Raw genomic sequence first — 20,178 nt, forward strand, 5'->3', positions numbered from 1 at the left:
TTACTCGTTGTATTTCGGATTCGATTCAATATCATGCCATAACTGCTCTGCATGTTGACGGTCAAAGATGGCTTGAGCTTGCTGTCCGTCTAATTCATAAGTGATTACATATGAATCTTCATTCGTCAACAAGGCCTTGACATTCCGAATTTGATGATCTTCATACAGAATAACCGCAAAGAAATCAAACGTTTCCTTTGCGGCTACATCATATGGTCGCATGCTGGAGACAATGTCCATCTGCAGCCAATTAAACAGTGCATCGCTGAGCTTCATACTTCGCCCTCCCCAAAATACTGCACGTACTTACCCTTGCTTCTGTTCCTGCTTCTTGCGGCGTTCCTCCACAAAATAACGAATACGGACCATAAACATAAGCACAACAGCCACAAACAAGCACTGTATAATAGGCAGCTTGTCAATCTGGAAAATGAGCAGCATAAAGCAGCCGATCGCCATCACTATATAGATGGCGATTTCCTTTAGGATCGGCAGCTTCTTTACGCGAAACACTCTATTAAATACATACGTTACAAATGCAAAGATAAGCAAATAACTGACTATCGGATGAGTCGCTAACCAGTGCTGCATGAACAGACACTCCTTTTGTAGAAGATATGTCCAATCCTAAACATCTGTCTTGCCTGCATGTAAATGTACGTTGGCATCAACTTGTGCAAACATCAATCATTAGCAACTTGCACCATATCGATGTAATCAAATACATCGGTGCAGCTATTTAGAAGAAGAGGGCCGAAGCTGAAGCAGATTATACTTCAGACGACTTGCGCTGCTTCTCTGCACGTTCACGCTCACTTTTGTTTAATATTTTCTTGCGCAAACGAATCGAAGTTGGTGTGATCTCGCAATACTCGTCATCATTTAGATATTCAAGCGCACCTTCCAACGAGTAAATACGAGGAGTCTTCATCCGTACTGTATCTTCCTTCGTTGCAGAACGTACGTTCGTAAGCGCTTTTTCCTTACAGATGTTAACGACGATATCATTGTCGCGAGTATGCTCGCCTACAATCATACCTTCGTATACTTCTGTGCTCGGATGAACAAACAAGATACCCCGATCTTCTACGGACATGATGCCGTACAAAGTGGAATTACCTGTTTCAGTAGATACCAATACGCCTTGGTGACGTCCGCCAACCTGGCTGCCTGCATATGGACCGTAATGGTCAAAGGCATGGTTCATGATGCCGTAGCCACGTGTCAACGTCAAGAAGTGTGTACGATAGCCGATCAAACCACGCGCTGGAATAATAAACTCCAAGCGAACTTGGCCATTACCATGGTTAATCATGTTGACCATTTCCGCTTTGCGTGTTCCCAAGCTTTCCATTACAGCACCCGTGGATTCTTCTGGAACATCAATCATCAGGCGCTCCATCGGTTCCATTCTCTTGCCTTCAATATGGCGAATAATAACTTCCGGCTTCGACACTTGCATCTCGAAACCTTCACGGCGCATGTTCTCGATCAAAATACCAAGGTGAAGCTCACCGCGGCCAGACACGACAAATGCATCCGGACTATCCGTCTCTTCCACTCGCAGCGACACGTCCGTCTCCAATTCCTTGAACAGACGCTCACGAATTTTACGGGACGTTACCCATTTGCCTTCACGACCTGCAAATGGACTGTTGTTAACGAGGAATGTCATTTGCAAAGTCGGCTCATCAATATGAAGAACTGGCAATGGTTCAGGTGTAGCAGGATCTGTCATCGTTTCTCCGATGTTGATCTCCTTGATACCTGCAATCGCCACGATGTCGCCAGCACCCGCAATCTCACGTTCCACACGCTTCAAGCCCTGGAAGCCAAAAAGCTTCTCAATACGAGCTTGTTTCACTTTACCTTCACGGTCGATAACGGCAATCGATTGACCTTGGCGAACTGTACCACGGTTAATACGTCCGATAGCGATTCGTCCAAGGTATTCGTTGTAATCAAGCAACGTCACGAGGAATTGGAACGGCTCATCCGGATTCTCTTGCGGAGCCGGGATGTGCTTAACAATTGTGTCGTACATCGCTTGCATGTTATCGTCCTGCTTCTCAGGGTCTAAGCTGGACGTACCGTTTAATGCAGAAGCATAAACAACAGGGAACTCAAGCTGATCATCATTAGCTTCCAGCTCGATGAACAAGTCCAACACTTCGTCGATAACTTCACTTGGACGAGCGTTAGGACGGTCAATCTTATTCACAACGACGATTGGCGTCAAGTTATGAGCCAATGCTTTGCGAAGTACGAATTTGGTTTGCGGCATACAGCCTTCAAACGCGTCCACAACCAGCAACACGCCGTCAACCATTTTCATAATACGTTCTACTTCGCCGCCAAAGTCAGCATGTCCTGGGGTATCGACAATATTAATGAGATTGTCTTTATACGTAATTGCTGTATTTTTAGCCAAAATGGTAATGCCGCGCTCACGTTCCAAATCGTTGGAATCCATAACGCGCTCTTGAACCGCTTCATTGTCCCGGTATGTTCCTGATTGTTGAAGCAACTTGTCTACAAGTGTTGTCTTGCCATGGTCAACGTGGGCAATAATAGCGATGTTACGAATATGTTCTCTTTGATGCATACAATCGATCTTTCCCTTCTCTTATACCAAAAATGAATGGGGCTTCTAACTCTCTAACTTGGACCGTTATCGGCGCCGCCAAAGGCCTGTCCGGCTTCCAAAAACCAGTGCTGCTCCAACAACAATCAAGGCTGCCGCAATCAAATAAATGCCGATGCTTACGAAAACTGTAAACAGCAGCATAATGATGCCGAGCGCGCCTAATCCCATTGCACCGATCCATGCGCTGCGAGACGCATATGGATCAAGCTGGCAGTACCCGAATAAGCCGAATGACAAACCAAGAAGCAGGAACGGCCATAAATAACCGAACAGCCCCCAGCTGATCCAATGGCTTAACATAAATAACAATCCATACACCAATAACGCGCCGGCAGGAACAAAAGCAATCGGAGGCAGCAAACGCGCCCGAATGAGGCCAAACAGGACAACGCCTGCTAAAAAAATAAACAACGGCCACATTGTTCCTCCCAGGAAGGAGAAGAACCCCCATTTTCCTAACAAAATAAATAGTCCTGCTGCCAAAATAACAATCCCGATAATCGGTTCTTTTTTGGACATGACACACTCACCTCTTGCATCCATTATACATTGGACAGGGATGAAGGACACGGAACGACGTTTTTCGCGCCCATTTTACTTTTTCTAGTTTACTTGATACGTGGTAAAAATACTACCTTCCACGCAAAAAACTTCCTGCATGCATCGCTTCAGCGACTATTTGCAAGAAGTTAAGCATTAGACAAGCATAGTTCTCCGCATTGCACAGAATATGAATCCAGCTTACTCCTGAACGGTGTTGCAAGTCTGACGTTTGATCCAATAACCTGCAATCAAAACCATCGCAGTGAGCACCCATGGGAGCATCACATGCAAATTGAGCCACAATTCTGGCATCCACAGCCTTAGCTTTGTATCACTCGCTATCATTTCGCCAGCTGTATAGCCGAGTATACCAGCTCCAGCGTAGATCAATATCGGGAAGCGTGTCAGCCAGAGGCTAATTAATGTGCTTCCCCATACCACGATCGGAATGCTGATCGCAATCCCTGCGATTAAATAAGGCAGATGTCCTTGGGACACGGCTGCTATTGCGAGAACATTGTCCAAGCTCATCACGACATCAGCAACCAATATCGTACGAATTGCGCTCGCAAGAGACACTATGCCCTCTTTACGTCCCACGTGGGAGCCGCTGCCTGCGAGCAGTTGAATCGCGATGGCAAACAGCATGACGCCCCCAGCCGCTTGCAGCAAAGGGATGCCCATAAGCCACATCGCCGCAATTGTCAGCAGAAGGCGGAGAATAACCGCACCAGCTGCTCCCCACCAGACAGCAACTTTACGTTCCTTTTCCGGCAAATGCTGCGTGGACATCGCAATGACAACCGCGTTATCTCCACTAAGCACCAGATTGATAACTAGTATTTCCAACAATAACCATATTGAATCCACGGCTAGTCCCTCCCTTGTACAGTTTTATGTTGTACAAGCGGGAGGTATGCCGTTATTAGGATTGGTTATTTATTTAGAACCAATCCCCGTGATCAAGCTTGCTTGGCGATTGAGCGGAAGATGCGGCCGACTGCGCTGCGACTGGGGCACTGTCTGCGCCATGCGCATCTCTATCACTTGCATTTATTGAATGCTCCGCTGAATGTATCCCTTCGCTGGTGGAGACTTCACGGGACATCAATTGTATATCACCACCGGCACGGAGCGTTACAACCTCGGTCCCATCAATAGCAGCTTGAATCATCTCATCCAGCTCCGGAATTGATCTTTCCGTACGTTCAAGTATATTGATATTCGGATTCGTAGCTGGAGACTTTGGTACAAATAAAGTACAACAGTCCTCATATGGCAAAATGGACAATTCAAAGGTACCTATGTGTTGCGCGATCCGGATGATTTCTTCCTTGTCCATCATCACAAGCGGACGCAGCAAAGGAATGTTCGTCACTCGCCCAATTGCATTCATGCTCCCAAGCGTTTGGCTAGCAACTTGCCCCAAGCTGTCACCTGTTACAAGTGCATGCGCCTTCTGCTTATCAGCTAGACCGGTTGCGATGCGCAGCATTGCTCTTCGCATCATCGTTATGAGCAAATGCTCTTGTCCTGCTTGGTGCAGCCTTGTCTGAATATCTGTAAATGGCACCATATGGACTCTGATTTTGCCCGCATAATTTGCCAATACTTGTGCTAAATCAACAACCTTTTGTTTGGCTCGCTCACTTGTAAAAGGCATACTATGGAAATGAATGGCCTCAATATCAAGCCCCCTGCGTAATGCCTGATATCCCGCTACTGGGCTGTCAATACCACCGGACAACAGCAGCATCGCTTTACCATTGGAAGCTAGCGGGAAGCCGCCGGTTGCCGGTACGACTTTGTGGAAGATATATGTACCTTCCTCACGAACCTCAACTCGCAAATTCACTTGCGGATTGCGAACATCCACCGACAACTGCGGGAATTCTCGCAGAATAGGAGCACCTACCAGATGATTCATTTCCTGCGAGGTATGAGGGAATTTCTTCCACGCTCTGCGAGCGCTAACCTTAAAAGTAGTACCCTGCTCAGGCGCGTATTCTTTCATCATCTCAATCGCAGTCTTAACGATTGCTTCAAATTCAGACGGAGCCTTCTTTACCGGACTAACGGATACAATGCCAAAAACATGCCGCAGCACTCCGATTACTTGTTCAAAAGGTTCTCCATTCAGTTCTACATATAGTCTGCCGAATTCCTTAATAATCCGCGTATTTGGAAACGGCGCTAATACTGCCTTTACATGACGATAAGCTGCTTTTTCAAACCGGCCGCGGTTGCGCCCTTTAATTGAAATTTCACCGAAGCGAAGTAATATCATATTATAATCCATTCCGTTAACTACCTACCTTTCAAGTTGTACAAGCGGCCGAAGTTGGCTAACTGCACCGTGTAAAGCTTGGCCGATCCGATCAATGTCGTCCATCGACATCTCAGCATCCAGACTAATACGCAGACCACTGGATGCTAGTCGATCATTCTTTGTCATCGCCAGCAGCACCCGACTAGGCTTGTGAAGCTTCGACGAGCATGCCGACTGGGTAGACGCGATCACGCCTCGTTCTTCCAGCGCATGGACAGCGACCTCCGACTTCATGCCTGGAAACGAAACATTAACGATATGCGGCGCACCGTGTGCATCTGCCGGGCTATTCAGCACCAGCTCGGGAATATCGCTTACATACCCAATTAACTTCTGCTTTAACTGCTCAAGCTTGTTCTTGTTGTCTGCTTGCCCCTCAACAGCCATACGAATGGCTTTAGCAAGTGCGACGATACCTGGGACGTTTAATGTTCCTGCTCGTAAGCCTTGCTCTTGGCTGCCGCCATACAGCAGTGGCTCTAAGGGTACGCGCCCCCGTCGAATCAGTACACCTATACCTTTTGGCCCTCTGATCTTATGGCCAGACAAGCTGAATAATCTCGTATTCCAGCGTTCGAGATCAACGTCCAATTTGCCTAGGCCTTGAACTCCGTCTACGTGAAATACAGCTTTTGGATGCTGCTTTATTAAAGTGCCAATCTGCTCCAGCGGCTGAATAGCCCCCATCTCATTATTGACATGCATAATGCTAACGATAATCGTCTCTGGAAGAAGTGCCTGCTCTACATCCTCTGGACGTACACAGCCATTGGAATCAACTGGCAGTACAGTGACTTCCACGCCTTCTCGCTTTAACTGCTCATAACAAGCATATACCGAGGCATGTTCAATAGCCGATACAATTGCATGAGCAGGTTTTTTTGAATATCGTGAAGCCCGCACCGCTCCAAGTACAGCCATATTGTTGCTTTCCGTAGCACCTGATGTAAAAAGCACCTCAGTAGGACTCACCTTTAACGCGTCCGCAATGACGCCTCGTGCTCGTTTGACCAGTTGTTCCGCTTGTCCGCCAAACTCATGGATAGACGATGGGTTCGCATATATTTGTTCCATTACTTCTGACATTGTACGGATGACCTCTGGATGAGGAGGGGTAGAGGCGCTGTAATCCGCATATATAACTTTGTCTTGTACCATGGTGTGCCTCCTTGTCGATCAGTCTTATTATGGCATCACATCTATAGTAAAGCGTTATGACAGCAAAAAAGACCAAAATAGCGTTGATCGATCTACTACGCCATTGTTGATCCTGCAGATCTTGATTTGTTCTACTCCATAAAAAGAAACACCCACTGTGTTTTTATCTTCCCGCATGATTCGATCCATCCGCTGACAGTCAAAGCTTCGCAAATGGATGAAAATGACCATCGAACCTTGTATTATTGTACACGCTTTTATGTAAAATCTCCATCTTTTTTCAACCATGAGAATGGCCAAATATGATGCCAACTTGTTCAGTTCACTCAATTGACGCATATAAAATTCCAAAATTAAAAAAACCTTCAGACCACTTATCAAGCGGTGGTGAAGGTCACTCCAGATGGATAATATAATTCTCATTAGCTCTGCGACGACGCTACAGTTCATGGTCATCCTGTTCGTCATACATTGTTCTTATGTGACCATTAGCAGCCTGAATGTAAATGCAGCCAAGCCAATAACTGCCGCTGTGATGCCAGCCGTGCGACTGCCCTGCAGATAGGCGATAAGCCCTAGAGCAAAACTTGTTATACCCATAATAATAGGGAAAATAAACAAAGATACGACGGCAAACACGATGGCTGCATAACCCAGACCAGAATTGCGATCAACCTTCGTTACATCACCGAATCTGGATACGTCTCTTGTAATTGAAGGAGCGGTGAGCTCCTGCGCTGCTTCGGCCTCGTAAGTTCGGTCCCATGAGGTACGCACTCGATGTCGTTTAATGCGCCGATGCGGATGTTGTTCTTGGTTCATTCAGCTCACTCCTTGCACCTCTAAGGTGAGAAGCAGATGTTATTTGCTCTTCGGTTTAAATGTGTGGCAACAAGTGACTGAGGAAGTCGCAGCCTGATCTTGGTGCAGTTCTCCCAAATCAGCCGCATATTCTTCACTGATTCGTTTGGTTGCATGTGCATCAATGTCAATCTGAATCGATTCCGCCTGGCACAGGTTGCCTTGGCCCCAGAAATGACAGTTGGCTACGCTGCATCGTACTAATGGTTTTTCGCTCGACATTCGATCACCTCCAGTAACAGGTTGTCCTCAGGTCTAGGAAGATACTCGAGCCAAGAGGTGCCAAAACTACCAATGGCACAAGGAAAATAAAGTATTTAAACCAAAAAAAACGTCCCGCAATCAAGCGGAACGTTCAGTATATAAAATCATTTTATTTTTGACCTTGCATCTTGCGTTGAGTTAAGTAGTCGCTCTCGTAGTAACCCAACTCATCACGTAGCTCTTCAAAAGCTTTCGTGATGTCTAATATAATATCCCGTGCTGCCCGAACAGGCTTCTTGCGGAAGCGAATGGCATCCTGGCCCGTATAAGCATAGCGGCCATCTTCGGAATAACATTCATTCTTCGGATAAAAGAAGGCATTCACACTGTTATGATACACTTCGTACAAAGCACGTTCAGCAAAGTCCCCATCAAAATGGGCACGACGCAACGTAACACCAAGCTTCTCGTAGGCTACTTCTGAGAAAACAAGCAAGTGGCGCAAATCTGCCAAGTATCCTTTATAGAAGCTAACCGTCTCTTCATCCTGTTGATCGCCAACAAGCTGCGGCAGCGTGAATTCATTCAAAAAAGACTCCAATTTCTCAATTGTAAACTTTAACTTCTCTCTCGACACTTCGCAAAGCTGCTTCACATTGGATGCTGGCATTTCTGCTCCCCCTTAACAAGATCCTGTTCGATTATTCACTTATGAAGACTTTTCATTGGTAGTCAACAACATCCTATCACAATTTGTATGGAAAAGGTATCCCTTTCCACCCATAGTTTGTCTCACCTCTTCCTTCGAATAAAATTTCCCTGTTCATCTCACCCTATGGGTAAGCATAAAAGGATTTTTAAGCTTATCGAAATGAGTGGAGGGATAAAAAATGCGGCGTGGAACCGTGGTTGGAATAACCGCATTAGGTGTTGCCGTGCTTGCTGTGCCGCTGTTATGGGGCAACAATAACCAAAATGGGCAGCAGCACCAAATAAAAACGGCTTCAGAAGAGAAATATTCTAAGCAGCACATTTTAAACGCAGATGTACAGAGCACTGCAAACATGTCCTTATTGGATATCAAGCAAGATATGGAGGCTGCAATCACTAAATACAACCAGCTTACTCCTGAGCAAATTAAAGCAAAACTTCAGGAATTTGTGCGGGATCATCCCCATTATGAATACGTATGCTGGACTAACGCAGCAAAGAAGCAAACAATCGCGAATGGCTCCGTTCCCCATCCCGATAACGCTGCGCAGTACAAGCAGCTCAAAAGCTTGGTTCGCAGTGGAGAGATTCATGTAGGACGTCATGATGATTATCGTTCGGATGCGATCCTTATTAACGGAAAACCGCATGTCGTCATTGGCTTGGCAAGCAAACAGCTCAATGGAGGCATCGTGGCTATCGTCAATCAACATATCGTGAACAGCGTGCGCAGCCACCAGCAGCGGAATTTGCGGCTTGTTCCTTATCCGCGCGAGAGCAAATTCCAAGTCAAGTCTGTAGATACAAATACAATGGAAGATATTCCAGTTAATGATGGTGAGGACAATCAAGGGACAAGTCATTATTATAAAGATGAGATTGTCGTCCGTTTTCGCAAGCCCCCTTCTGATGGTCAACTGGCTCAAATGCGACAAGATATTAACTGTCGTTCTGTCCGCAAAACAGGCTACACACATATTTTTAAATCGAAATCAATGAGTGCATTGCAGCTAAAACAGTACTTTGCACAATACAATCCGATTTATATCGAACCACATTACTTGTATATGACAAATGACTTAAAGCGAGCGGATGGAACACCTACCAGCCTAAAAGCACCAGTCTTCCAGCCAGCAAGCATTCGCAGTAATGCCGATTCTAAAACAAGTTCTGTTGAACCTAATGATGCTCTTTATAAGCCCTATCAATGGAACCTTCCACTGATCAAAGCCAATCAAGGTTGGAACTTAACCAAAGGGAAGCAAAGTGTTATTATTGCGGTGGTCGATACAGGAGTAGATATGAACCATCGTGATTTGAAGGATAAGCTGTTAAAAGGGTATAACGTATTTGAACCCGACAATCCTCCACAGGACGATGTTGGACACGGTACGCATGTAGCTGGCATTATTGGTGCGCGGGTAAACAATCAGGAAGGCATCGCAGGCATGACATGGTATAATCCAATTATGCCGGTTAAAGTACTGGACAGTTCAGGGGCAGGCACTTCATACTCCGTAGCGGAGGGCATCATTTGGGCGGCAGATCATGGAGCCAAAGTGATTAATCTGAGCCTCGGCAATTACGCCCAGGGAGCATTTCTCCACGATGCCATTAAATATGCCTATAACAAAGATGTTGTGTTGATCGCAGCGACTGGTAATGATAACACAAGTCAGCCTGGCTATCCAGCCGCGTATTCCGAGGTATTTTCGGTCTCGGCAACTAATCAGGACAAAACTAAAGCGGAGTACTCCAACTATGGAGATTACGTCGATGTCGTAGCGCCTGGAACAACGATTGCCAGCACTTACCCTCAAAATCAGTACGCTGCTCTATCAGGGACATCTATGGCGAGTCCGCACGTCACAGCACTTGCTGGACTGATCCGTTCGATTAATCCCTCATTAAAAAATACAGAAGTGTATGACATCATGCGTAAAAGTGTAGTAGATATCGGTTCCTCGGGTAAAGACATCTATTTTGGCTACGGGCTGATAGATGTTGAGCGTTCGCTCAGTCTTGCCTCGCAGAGCAATCAATCTTTGTCTCTGTATCCGCAAAATGTCGATCGAATGTTGAACCGTATGGTTGCTTCATTTCTTGCAAGATAGCTCGTTTGAAACTCACTTGATGAAGGAATACCTATTGAGAATAGAAACTATTGGGCCTATAAAAAGTCCTGATAGCAATGAAAAAAGACCCGCATAGCTGTATTCATCAGCCGTGCGGGTCTACGTATGCCATATTATAAAGTGTTGTGCGATGGAAAGCTTGCCATAAGCCGGGTTCTGTACTGATCGTGGTATTACGGGAGCAACCCTTCCACTACAAAGTGACAATCATCTATCTAGGCCATACATTGCTGCACAGCTCCAGCGACCAACCCAGACGCACCTCGGGTAAGGCTGCCCACAAGGGGCATGCGTCTCATTAGGTCTTGCTCCAGATGGGGTTTACCAGGAACGAAGTCACCAGCGTTCCTCGTGGTCTCTTACACCACGGTTCCACCCTTGCCTGTGCTGCTGATACCAGCAGCCATCGGCGGTCCATTTCTGTGGCACTATCCTTCAACTTGCGCTGACTGGACGTTATCCAGCATCCTACCCTATGGAGCCCGGACTTTCCTCTCGTGGCATAGCCACCAGCGATTGTCTGTCAAACTTTCCGACAACATTCGTAAGTATACTAGTTTCTGTCGATAAACTCAACACACAACTTTTACAACATTTGAAATACTTCGGTAGCAATACCGGAACTATGGAATTTAGTGTCGCTTCTTTGCTCATTTGCAATCGCTTGCAGACGTGCTGCAACACTGTCCTTCATCATTTTCTCGGCATTATGACCAGGATCAATGATACACAGCCCTGCTGCAAGCGCATCATGCGCCGTATGATAGTCGATATCTCCGGTAACAAGCACATCGGCGCCATGAAACAGAGCATGTTTGACGTAGCGCGAACCTGAGCCGCCAAGCACAGCTACTTTACTTACTTCACGGTCCAAGGGACCCACAACACGAACAAATGGTACGTTAAACTGCGTTTTTACCTGTTCCGCCAGTTCTGACAACGTAACAGCCTCAGTCAGTTTGCCGACCCGGCCAAGTCCATAAACTTTTCCTTCAAGTTCTACCGGATAAAGATCATAAGCAACTTCCTCATACGGATGAGCCTTGAGCATTGCTCGAAGTACTCGGCTTTTTACCGAACTTGGAATAATGGTTTCCATGCGAACTTCTTCGACTTCCTCCACTTTACCTGTAGTGCCAATAAACGGATTGGTACCTTCTAACGGCTTAAACGTTCCGATGCCTTCAAGATTAAAACTGCAATGGCTGTAATCCCCGATCCAGCCTGCACCCGTGTCCAAAATAGCTGTCCGCACTTGTTCCGCATGGGATTTAGGTACAAATACAACCAGTTTCTGCAATTTCTCTTGCTGCAGCTTCTCCAATACTTTTACATGCTGAAGTCGGAGCGCATCCGCCATCAGGTCGTTCATGCCACCCTCCGCAATATCATAATTCGTATGACTGATATATACTGCGATATCATGTTTAATAAGCTTTTCGTATAAACGTCCTGCTGGCGTATCCGTTTGCAAATCTTTAAGCGGTCGGAAAATGATCGCATGGTGTGCTATAATAAGCTTGGCTCCGATTTGAATCGCTTCTTCCACGACAGCCTCTGTGACATCAAGAGTAATGAGTACATCGTTAATCTCACCCTGCAATGATCCTAGTTGAAGGCCTATACGATCATCTGGTACTGCAAGCGATTTGGGTGCCAACTTTTCCATCCATTGAATTATTGTTTGTCCTTTTGCCAACATGCCAGCATCGCCTCCAATTGCGCTTTATGTGTAACGAATCTCTGCCGACGCTCCATCGCATCTTCTGTCTCGGCATTAGCCATCGTTTGAATAATACGTTCTTGTTTTTTTAGTTCCAACTGCCACTTCTGGATATACACCTCGCTAGGATTCTTGACGAGATGTGGACCCATCAGCTTTAACCAAGTCTCATCAAGCATAATTCCGCAAGATAACATGTATGGCGCATATAACTGCTGTTCACAAACAGTGAATTGTTCTTGGGAAAGACGTTCCGCATACATGATCTCATATATTTTACCGTCTTCCTCTATAATCTGTTCTTTCATAAGCGACCAGCCGTTCTTACTTAGCCAGCCACGAACGAATTCCTCGCCCACGTTAGGTTGAAGAACCAAATATCGAACACCGTCCAGCTTTAAAGGCTCTGCACTGAGGATGCTGACGATTAGACTGCCGCCCATCCCTGCGATCGTGATGCAGTCCACTTCCCCCGGCTGCAGCACCGCGAGCCCATCTCCCCGCCGGACTTGGACCATATGTTCGAGTCGCGAAGAAGCCACTTGCTTGGCAGCTGCATCAAATGGACCGGGATTCACTTCTCCGGCAATCGCATGCAGAATACGACCTGACCTGGCTAAATAGGTTGGCAGCAGCGCATGGTCTGAACCAATATCGGCCAGCCGACTGCCTGCTGGTACCCAATCTGCGATATGCTGCAGTCGTTTAGATAACTTGATTGTCATGTATGGATTCCACCTACTGTTTACAATAATATGTACTTGCTTGCTTTATACCATTGTCATCGTCGCTGCTCTGTAATAACATGGTGTAGTAATCACGAGTTAATCCGCATGCCAGAAGCGCTTGCAACAATATTTGCATTGCCGAAGGAAAAGCGTTAAAATGAATTCCAACAACACAAATGAAGGCAAATATGATAAAAACAGTAAAGCTTATTACTTAGCTTCAACCTACATATTGCTCATTTCGGTGAATAGCATCCAAATGGAAGAAAAGACCTTGCTGTGCGCATATAATCAGCGCAGCAGAAGGTCTGTCCATCAGGCAGCATTATTCAAGGAAATCTTTAAGACGTTTGCTTCGGCTTGGATGACGGAGCTTACGCAGTGCTTTGGCTTCAATCTGGCGAATACGTTCTCGTGTTACTCCGAACACTTTGCCTACTTCTTCCAATGTGCGTGTACGACCGTCATCAAGACCGAATCGCAGACGAAGTACATTCTCTTCACGCTCTGTGAGCGTGTCAAGTACGTCTTCCAATTGCTCCTTCAACAACTCATAAGCAGCGGCATCAGCAGGCGCCAACGCTTCTTGATCTTCGATGAAGTCTCCCAGATGAGAGTCGTCCTCTTCCCCGATTGGTGTTTCCAGAGATACAGGCTCTTGTGCAATCTTCATAATTTCCCGTACCTTTTCAACGCTTAATTCCATCTCTGCCGCAATTTCTTCTGGTGTCGGTTCACGCCCAAGCTCCTGCAGCAATTGACGGGATACCCGGATTAATTTATTAATCGTCTCAACCATATGAACAGGAATCCGAATCGTACGGGCTTGATCGGCAATCGCACGAGTAATCGCCTGACGAATCCACCATGTGGCATACGTACTGAATTTGAATCCTTTGCTGTGGTCAAATTTCTCAACCGCTTTGATGAGACCCATGTTGCCTTCTTGAATGAGATCCAGGAACAGCATACCACGTCCCACATATCTCTTAGCAATACTGACAACGAGTCGCAAGTTGGCTTCAGCTAGCCGTTTCTTTGCTTCTTCATCACTAAGCAGGATACGTTTTGCGAGCTCTATCTCTTCTTCTGCCGACAATAATGGAACACGGCCGATTTCTTTCAGATACATACGAACAGGGTCATTTATTTTGATACCTGGAGGTAAGGACAGGTCATCCTCAAAGTGAAAGTCATCATGCTCATCCTGATCACGATCTGTGTTAGGACGTACCATCTCATCGTCATTTTCATTAACAATCTCAATTCCAAGGTCGCTCAGTTGCTCGTAGAACTCGTCCATCTGATCCGCATCTTGTTCAAATGTCGCCAACTTCTCAGCTATCTCTTTATAACTAAGCGTCCCCCGCTTCTTGCCGACTTCAATCAACTGATCCTTGACTTGATCCAGAACTGCTTCAGCTTCAAGACCAGTATGTTGATCATTCGCCATATTCCGACTCCCTCCTCCCTAGATTCTTCAGACTGCTAACGCTTCAGTTGTTGGTCTAGGGCAATAAATTCTGATGCAATTTGCGCAGCTCGCGATGAGTCTCCAGCACGTTCAGCTTTTACCATTTCTTCCTTCATACGTTCGATCTCGCGTTGTATGGGTACTTTCTTAATTTGCGAAATGTAATCATTCAACAAGTCGTTATCGTAACGCAGGGGCACTTCTGCCAATGAAATCGAGGCTGCCGTCTGCTCTAATCGATCATCACGCAGTGTGGCAAGAAATCGGCTGAAATCCGGTTCTTTGCCTTGCGCGTAATAGGCATATAGATAAGCAGCTAATGCTGCATGATCATCTACATTAAATTGTTCTCCAAGATGTCTTTCCACATAAACAGCTACTTCAGCATCTTGGAACATTAAGGCTAACAAACTTCGCTCAGCGTACACATAGGCAGGTCTTAACGTAGGAGTGTCCATATTACGTTTATCATTCCTAACATTATTCCACCAATTGTCTTGATTATCCCCCGTCTGGTGCTTTTTTTGTAGCTTCTGACGGACTTCAAAGCACTCCTGCTTTAAGGTTTCCAGTGAAATATCAACTTGATTAGATAGTTCTTTCAAGTGCATTTCGCGTTCGGCAGGTGAATGAATGGGAGCAATAATTCGCATTGCTTCCTCTATAAACCTGCGCTTCCCGTCATCTTCTAGCAGGAAATGGTTGCGACGCAAAGTGAGTAGCTGGAATTTAACTGGTGTGACGGCAGCAGCAATAATCGCATGTCTGAACCGTTCACCGCCGTTTGCCTTAATATAGTCGTCAGGATCCATTCGGTCTGGGAGCATCGCAACTGATACATGTATGCCCGCTTCTTCCAGCATCGGAATAGCTTTTAAGGCTGCCGCCTGACCCGCATCATCACCATCATAGCAGATAACAACACGCTCGGCGCTCCGTCTTAAGAGCGCTACATGATCATTAGTTAATGCAGTCCCCATTGTTGCAACCCCATTAAGGACTTCTACTTCCCAAGCTTGTATGACATCAGCAAACCCTTCAAATAACACAACTTGACCGGTGCGCTTAAAATGCGGCCTTGCATGATGAAGGTTGTACATCAGCTTGGACTTGTTAAACAACATGGTCTCAGGTGAGTTTAGATACTTTGGCTGGCCTTCGCCTAATATACGACCAGAGAACCCGACTACTTTCCCATTCTTGTCCCAGATCGGAAACATGACACGATCCCGGAACCTGTCTACGTAACCAGCCTGCTGCTGCCTTGCCGAAACGAGGCCTCCCTGCTCCATTAAAGAAAGTGAAAACTCACGTTTGCTTAACAGCTGCACTAAAGTGTCCCACTGCGGCGGAGCATAACCAATCTGAAAATGCTCGATCAACTTGTCATGAATACCTCGTTCGCGCAAATACGCTAGTGCGTCCTGTCCGTGTGCCGTATTCATTAAGATGTAATGATACAGCTTAGCGGCTAATTCATGCGCTTGAATAAGGTGTTCCTTAGCTTCGCTCTTGGGACTGCGTTCCATAGGCTGGTTGCCCCAGTGAAACGTCAGGCCAACTTGTTCCGCTAAATGCTTGACGGCTTCCGGAAAAGAATACCCTTCAATACCCATCACAAAATGAATCACATTCCCACTGGCTTTGCAGCCATAGCAATGATATATCTGCTTCTCCGGCGTAACCGTAAACGAAGGCGTCTTCTCGGAATGAAAAGGACATAAACCTTTTAAATACTTGCCTTGCTTCGTAAGGTGGACATATTTGCCGACAACGTCAACTACATCGTTATGCTTCAACACCTCATCTACGAATTCATCAGGTATCGGTCCGTTACCACTCATATCCCATCACCTTCATTTCGAACACGTATTACTTTAATTCGCGATATTACGAAGTTCTCCTGCCCATTTGCAAAAGTTTTGTCAGTTTATGTTGGAAATGCTCGCGGTCCAGCGTTGTCATTGCACGAGGTCCTTTGGTACGCTGCCCAGCTCGCCGAGCTTTGCTGGATACATGGCGTTGTGCCAACAGCTCGTCCATATTATGCCCATCAAGCTCTTTTCCTCGCGGTGTGAGCACCCATGCCCCTCTCGGCAGACATAGCGCGGCCAATCCATAATCGTTAGTGACGACTATATCTCCTGACCGCGCTGTGTTCGCTATATACATATCCGCTGATTGAAAGCCTTGATCCACATAAATGTATTGAACGATATCTGTGTGCTCCGCCTCATTCTGATATGCCGCAAACGAAGCAATAAACAGAACAGGCACCTGGAACTCTGTAGCTGCTTGCACAATTTCAGTCTTTACTGGACAAGCGTCCGCATCAACGATAATTCGACTTTCGTGAGGCAATCGGTTCACCATTTTCCCTTTACAGAATATAAACCATCACACTTCAGGTGCACCAATGGTGTAAACCCGGTGATTCTCCGTTTATATTATATACGCTGTGTGCGTTTAAATTCCTGCTTGTGAAAATACGATTTTCATAACCAAGTTATCACAAAATGTCGACTTGACCACAAAAAGCGCGGAACATGTCGAGATTTTATTGCTTCTCGCATGCTCCGCGACAGACATTACAACCTGATGTTAGAACTATATTACCCTTGTTACATATCTGCTTAAACACATAAGCTGCAGTATTCAACGATTTTTGCCGTTATGCCCACACGAGCTTAGAGAAGTCCGCAAACTGCTTCAAATCATGTGCAATCAGCTTCAGCAGCGCCAAGCGATTATGTTTTACAGCCTCATCTTTCGCCATAACCATAACATTATCGAAGAATGACGTTATCGTCTCCTCCAGACTACTGAGAGCCGCAAGCGCACTTGTTGGATCTGATGCCGCTTTATACTGCGCGTGTGCTTCTAGATAGCGAGCATAAAGTGCACGTTCCTCGTCCTGTTCAAATAGTGTGGCGCTAACTTCACCATCATCCGCTTTCGATGCCAAATTACATACACGATTAAACGATTCCACCGTAGCTTTGAACGCTTCATGACGAACTGCCTCCATAAGCATCTCGCCACGCGAGATCGTTAACTTCACATCGTCATAACCGGCTGCAAGCACCGCATCTACTACATCGTAACGCACTTGCTCGGACAGTACATTTTTGACACGAAGGCCAAAGAATTCGTACAAGTCTTTACGTACTTCCGCACGCTCGCGTTTTAACAAACCTGTACGATCCAATACGTCAAGCGCAATATCAAACACTTGTGTAAGGGTCAATGGCAGCTTGCGCTCAAGCAGCATCTGAACGATACCTGTTGCTTGTCGACGAAGTGCGTATGGATCTTGTGATCCTGTTGGAATGATGCCAATCGCAAAACATCCAACCATAGTATCGAGCTTATCTGCCATACTGATCAATTGGCCTGCCAAAGTCTCAGGTGAAGGGTCACCCGAATAACGCGGCTTGTAATGCTCGTTAATGGCACGTGCTACAGTAGGATCTTCACCAAATTTGAGCGCATAATCCTCACCCATAACACCTTGCAACTCAGGGAATTCATATACCATTTGTGTAACAAGGTCAAATTTGCAAATGTGTGCCGCACGATTAACTTGCTTCGCTGTTGATTCATCCGCTTGTACCGCTTGGGCAAGCAGATCAGCAATATTGACAAGGCGGCGTACCTTGTCCCCCAGCGTGCCCAATTCTTCATGGAATACGATCGAGTTGAGCTTATCTACGCAAGCTTCGATCTGCAACTTCTGATCTTCTGCGTAGAAGAATTTGGCATCGGATAACCGCGCCCGCAGTACCTTCTCGTTGCCTTTGGCGACCGTATCAATACCTTTTTGGTCTCCATTTCGCACCGTCACAAAGAATGGAAGCAGTTGTCCTGATGCATCGAGCACTGGGAAGTAACGTTGATGCTCACGCATCGATGTAATAAGTACTTCTTGTGGGATACTTAAGAAAGACGTATCAAAAGTTCCAAACAAGGTAGTCGGGTATTCCACTAGGAAGAGGACCTCTTCCAGCAAATCGTCTTTAACCGCAATATTCCATTGTTGTTTTTGTGCTAATGCTTCAATTTGTTTCACGATCAACTGCTCGCGTTCTACCACGTCAACAATGACGTGCTGCTCACGCAGACGTTCCACATACTGGCCAGGCTCTTGAATGACCGTGTCGTGACCAAGGAATCGATGCCCACGGGATACATTACTTGCCTGTACGCCAGTAAATTCAATTGGAATAACACTCTCGCCTTGCAGCGCTACTACCCAGCGAATAGGGCGGACAAAGCGCATGTCATAGGCGCCCCAACGCATATTTTTAGAGAATGTCATCGCGTGAACAATGGAGCTAAAGCCTTCCGCAAGTACTTCAGACGTATCCCTACCAATACTGCTTTTGTTGGCATAAACGTATTCTACACCGTTTAATTCTTTGAAGAAAAACTGATCAGGCTCTACCCCTTGACTGCGGGCAAAGCCAAGCGCAGCTTTGGACCATTCTCCGCTGTCACTCAAGGCGATCTTTCGCGCAGGTCCTTTCACTTCCTCGTGAATATCCGTTTGCTTATCAGCCGCATGTTGGACGAGCACTGCCAGACGGCGCGGCGTCGCATAGGCTTGAACTCCTTCATGACTTATACGTGCTGCTTCGAGCCAACGCTCCGTCCGTTCCTTTAACTGCTCCATAGCCGCACGCATAAAACGAGCAGGCACTTCTTCCAGTCCTAGTTCCAAGAGCAAATGTTTAGGCATCGTGCTCATCTCCTTTCTTCAACAGCGGGAATCCAAGCTTCTCGCGCTCCTCATAGTAAGTAGCCGCTACTTGACGTGCCAGATTACGAACACGCGTAATAAAACCAGTACGTTCTGTAACGCTGATTGCTCCACGAGCATCTAATAGATTAAAAGCATGCGAACATTTTAATACATAATCATACGCAGGGAACACAAGATGTTCGTCCATCGCACGTTTTGCTTCCTGTTCGTACGTATTAAACAAATTAAACAGCATTGCTGCATCACTGACTTCAAACGTATATTTGGAATGCTCAAATTCCGGTTGGTGGAATACATCACCATATGTGATTCCTTCAACCCATTCCAAATCAAACACATTTTCTTTGTCTTGAATGTAAGAAGCAAGGCGCTCCAGACCATACGTAATCTCGACCGCAACCGGATTCGCGTCGATGCCGCCCACTTGCTGGAAGTACGTGAACTGTGTCACTTCCATCCCATCAAGCCATACTTCCCAACCAAGACCCCATGCGCCAAGCGTCGGAGATTCCCAGTTATCTTCTACAAAACGAATATCATGAAGTGCTGGATCAATCCCCAGACGGTTCAAGCTTTCCAAATAAAGCTCCTGAATATTGTCAGGAGAAGGCTTCATTATAACTTGAAACTGATGATGTTGATAAAGGCGATTTGGGTTCTCCCCGTAACGTCCGTCGCCAGGGCGTCTTGAAGGCTCCACATAAGCTACATTCCAAGGCTCAGGTCCGATCGAACGGAGAAAAGTCATCGGATTCATCGTTCCGGCACCCTTCTCTACGTCATAGGGCTGGACAATAATACATTTCTGATCCGCCCAGAAATTTTGCAGAGTTAAGATCATTTGTTGAAAATTCATGTGCCTATCACTCCTTTATGCCTCATATTGACGGCGTCTGACGTCTG

General features: G+C 46.2%; 18 protein-coding genes and 1 other RNA gene. 1 reads left to right on the forward strand and 18 read right to left on the reverse strand.

The window, feature by feature from the left end; all coding sequences use genetic code 11:
• From MH117_RS10340 to MH117_RS10385, 10 genes are all read right to left on the reverse strand, one after another.
• Nucleotides 1-276, reverse strand: coding sequence for a hypothetical protein (locus MH117_RS10340; RefSeq protein ID WP_239328557.1), 276 nt, complete (start codon nucleotides 274-276; stop codon nucleotides 1-3).
• 30 nt (nucleotides 277-306) lie between these two features.
• Entirely contained in the window at nucleotides 307-591 is a 285-nt protein-coding gene (locus MH117_RS10345) for a YlaH-like family protein (protein WP_239328558.1), read from the reverse strand.
• Nucleotides 592-769: 178 nt separating this feature from the next.
• Nucleotides 770-2,605: a translational GTPase TypA gene (gene typA, locus MH117_RS10350; protein ID WP_239328560.1), complete on the reverse strand. Its 1,836-nt coding sequence runs from the start codon at nucleotides 2,603-2,605 to the stop codon at nucleotides 770-772.
• Nucleotides 2,606-2,671: 66 nt separating this feature from the next.
• Nucleotides 2,672-3,166: a glutamate synthase gene (locus tag MH117_RS10355; protein ID WP_239328561.1), complete on the reverse strand. Its 495-nt coding sequence runs from the start codon at nucleotides 3,164-3,166 to the stop codon at nucleotides 2,672-2,674.
• Nucleotides 3,167-3,388: 222 nt separating this feature from the next.
• Entirely contained in the window at nucleotides 3,389-4,060 is a 672-nt protein-coding gene (locus tag MH117_RS10360) for a TerC family protein (protein ID WP_239328562.1), read from the reverse strand.
• A 73-nt stretch (nucleotides 4,061-4,133) separates the two neighbouring features.
• Complete coding sequence (gene thiI / locus MH117_RS10365) at nucleotides 4,134-5,489, reverse strand: tRNA uracil 4-sulfurtransferase ThiI (RefSeq protein WP_239328563.1); 1,356 nt, start codon at nucleotides 5,487-5,489, stop codon at nucleotides 4,134-4,136.
• Between the two features lie 12 nt (nucleotides 5,490-5,501).
• Nucleotides 5,502-6,677 carry a cysteine desulfurase family protein gene (locus MH117_RS10370; RefSeq protein ID WP_239328564.1) on the reverse strand — a complete coding sequence of 392 codons (1,176 nt, stop codon included), beginning with the start codon at nucleotides 6,675-6,677 and terminating at the stop codon, nucleotides 5,502-5,504.
• A 477-nt stretch (nucleotides 6,678-7,154) separates the two neighbouring features.
• Nucleotides 7,155-7,499 carry a hypothetical protein gene (locus tag MH117_RS10375; protein ID WP_239328565.1) on the reverse strand — a complete coding sequence of 115 codons (345 nt, stop codon included), beginning with the start codon at nucleotides 7,497-7,499 and terminating at the stop codon, nucleotides 7,155-7,157.
• Nucleotides 7,500-7,538: 39 nt separating this feature from the next.
• Nucleotides 7,539-7,760 carry a DUF1540 domain-containing protein gene (locus tag MH117_RS10380; protein WP_239328566.1) on the reverse strand — a complete coding sequence of 74 codons (222 nt, stop codon included), beginning with the start codon at nucleotides 7,758-7,760 and terminating at the stop codon, nucleotides 7,539-7,541.
• 151 nt (nucleotides 7,761-7,911) lie between these two features.
• Nucleotides 7,912-8,412 (reverse strand): YpuI family protein, encoded by a 501-nt coding sequence (locus MH117_RS10385; RefSeq protein WP_239328567.1) that lies wholly within the window; start codon nucleotides 8,410-8,412, stop codon nucleotides 7,912-7,914.
• Nucleotides 8,413-8,632: 220 nt separating this feature from the next.
• Between MH117_RS10385 and MH117_RS10390 the strand changes: the two genes are divergently transcribed.
• Entirely contained in the window at nucleotides 8,633-10,567 is a 1,935-nt protein-coding gene (locus MH117_RS10390; protein WP_239328568.1) for a S8 family peptidase, read from the forward strand.
• A gap of 151 nt (nucleotides 10,568-10,718) precedes the next feature.
• Here the strand turns inward: MH117_RS10390 and rnpB are convergent.
• The 8 genes from rnpB to glyQ form a co-directional block, all read right to left on the reverse strand.
• An RNA gene (rnpB, locus tag MH117_RS10395) (RNase P RNA component class A) lies at nucleotides 10,719-11,120 on the reverse strand.
• Nucleotides 11,121-11,174: 54 nt separating this feature from the next.
• Nucleotides 11,175-12,290 (reverse strand): Nif3-like dinuclear metal center hexameric protein, encoded by a 1,116-nt coding sequence (locus MH117_RS10400; RefSeq protein ID WP_239328569.1) that lies wholly within the window; start codon nucleotides 12,288-12,290, stop codon nucleotides 11,175-11,177.
• The gene (locus tag MH117_RS10405) at nucleotides 12,266-13,036 is read right to left on the reverse strand and encodes a tRNA (adenine(22)-N(1))-methyltransferase (protein ID WP_239328570.1); all 771 of its coding nucleotides are present in this window, start codon (nucleotides 13,034-13,036) and stop codon (nucleotides 12,266-12,268) included. Before MH117_RS10405 ends, MH117_RS10400 begins: the two co-directional genes overlap by 25 nt.
• Nucleotides 13,037-13,364: 328 nt before the next feature.
• The gene (gene rpoD, locus MH117_RS10410) at nucleotides 13,365-14,492 is read right to left on the reverse strand and encodes an RNA polymerase sigma factor RpoD (protein ID WP_239328572.1); all 1,128 of its coding nucleotides are present in this window, start codon (nucleotides 14,490-14,492) and stop codon (nucleotides 13,365-13,367) included.
• A 35-nt stretch (nucleotides 14,493-14,527) separates the two neighbouring features.
• Entirely contained in the window at nucleotides 14,528-16,357 is a 1,830-nt protein-coding gene (gene dnaG, locus MH117_RS10415; protein WP_481857254.1) for a DNA primase, read from the reverse strand.
• Nucleotides 16,358-16,403: 46 nt separating this feature from the next.
• A complete protein-coding gene (locus MH117_RS10420; RefSeq protein ID WP_239328574.1) occupies nucleotides 16,404-16,886 on the reverse strand; it encodes a YaiI/YqxD family protein in 483 nt (160 codons plus the stop codon).
• A 298-nt stretch (nucleotides 16,887-17,184) separates the two neighbouring features.
• Nucleotides 17,185-19,251, reverse strand: a complete 2,067-nt coding sequence (glyS, locus tag MH117_RS10425) for a glycine--tRNA ligase subunit beta (RefSeq protein ID WP_239328575.1) — start codon at nucleotides 19,249-19,251, stop codon at nucleotides 17,185-17,187.
• Complete coding sequence (gene glyQ / locus MH117_RS10430) at nucleotides 19,244-20,131, reverse strand: glycine--tRNA ligase subunit alpha (protein ID WP_239328576.1); 888 nt, start codon at nucleotides 20,129-20,131, stop codon at nucleotides 19,244-19,246. The genes glyS and glyQ overlap by 8 nt, the downstream gene beginning before the upstream one ends.
• Between the last annotated feature and the right edge of the window lie 47 nt (nucleotides 20,132-20,178).

The organism is Paenibacillus sp. ACRRX, from assembly GCF_022346885.1.
GTDB lineage: Bacteria > Bacillota > Bacilli > Paenibacillales > Paenibacillaceae > Paenibacillus_B.

Excerpts from the sequence above, each read along its gene's own strand:
- MH117_RS10345 (WP_239328558.1), bottom strand. The coding sequence starts at position 591 with ATGCAGCACTGGTTAGCGACTCATCCGATAGTCAGTTATTTGCTTATC.
- MH117_RS10405 (WP_239328570.1), bottom strand. The coding sequence starts at position 13,036 with ATGACAATCAAGTTATCTAAACGACTGCAGCATATCGCAGATTGGGTA.
- MH117_RS10420 (WP_239328574.1), bottom strand. The coding sequence starts at position 16,886 with ATGGTGAACCGATTGCCTCACGAAAGTCGAATTATCGTTGATGCGGAC.
- glyQ (WP_239328576.1), bottom strand. The coding sequence starts at position 20,131 with ATGAATTTTCAACAAATGATCTTAACTCTGCAAAATTTCTGGGCGGAT.
- MH117_RS10370 (WP_239328564.1), bottom strand. The coding sequence starts at position 6,677 with ATGGTACAAGACAAAGTTATATATGCGGATTACAGCGCCTCTACCCCT.
- dnaG (WP_481857254.1), bottom strand. The coding sequence starts at position 16,357 with ATGAGTGGTAACGGACCGATACCTGATGAATTCGTAGATGAGGTGTTG.
- MH117_RS10385 (WP_239328567.1), bottom strand. The coding sequence starts at position 8,412 with ATGCCAGCATCCAATGTGAAGCAGCTTTGCGAAGTGTCGAGAGAGAAG.
- MH117_RS10390 (WP_239328568.1), top strand. The coding sequence starts at position 8,633 with ATGCGGCGTGGAACCGTGGTTGGAATAACCGCATTAGGTGTTGCCGTG.
- thiI (WP_239328563.1), bottom strand. The coding sequence starts at position 5,489 with ATGGATTATAATATGATATTACTTCGCTTCGGTGAAATTTCAATTAAA.
- rpoD (WP_239328572.1), bottom strand. The coding sequence starts at position 14,492 with ATGGCGAATGATCAACATACTGGTCTTGAAGCTGAAGCAGTTCTGGAT.
- MH117_RS10340 (WP_239328557.1), bottom strand. The coding sequence starts at position 276 with ATGAAGCTCAGCGATGCACTGTTTAATTGGCTGCAGATGGACATTGTC.
- glyS (WP_239328575.1), bottom strand. The coding sequence starts at position 19,251 with ATGCCTAAACATTTGCTCTTGGAACTAGGACTGGAAGAAGTGCCTGCT.
- MH117_RS10355 (WP_239328561.1), bottom strand. The coding sequence starts at position 3,166 with ATGTCCAAAAAAGAACCGATTATCGGGATTGTTATTTTGGCAGCAGGA.
- typA (WP_239328560.1), bottom strand. The coding sequence starts at position 2,605 with ATGCATCAAAGAGAACATATTCGTAACATCGCTATTATTGCCCACGTT.
- MH117_RS10375 (WP_239328565.1), bottom strand. The coding sequence starts at position 7,499 with ATGAACCAAGAACAACATCCGCATCGGCGCATTAAACGACATCGAGTG.
- MH117_RS10380 (WP_239328566.1), bottom strand. The coding sequence starts at position 7,760 with ATGTCGAGCGAAAAACCATTAGTACGATGCAGCGTAGCCAACTGTCAT.
- MH117_RS10400 (WP_239328569.1), bottom strand. The coding sequence starts at position 12,290 with ATGTTGGCAAAAGGACAAACAATAATTCAATGGATGGAAAAGTTGGCA.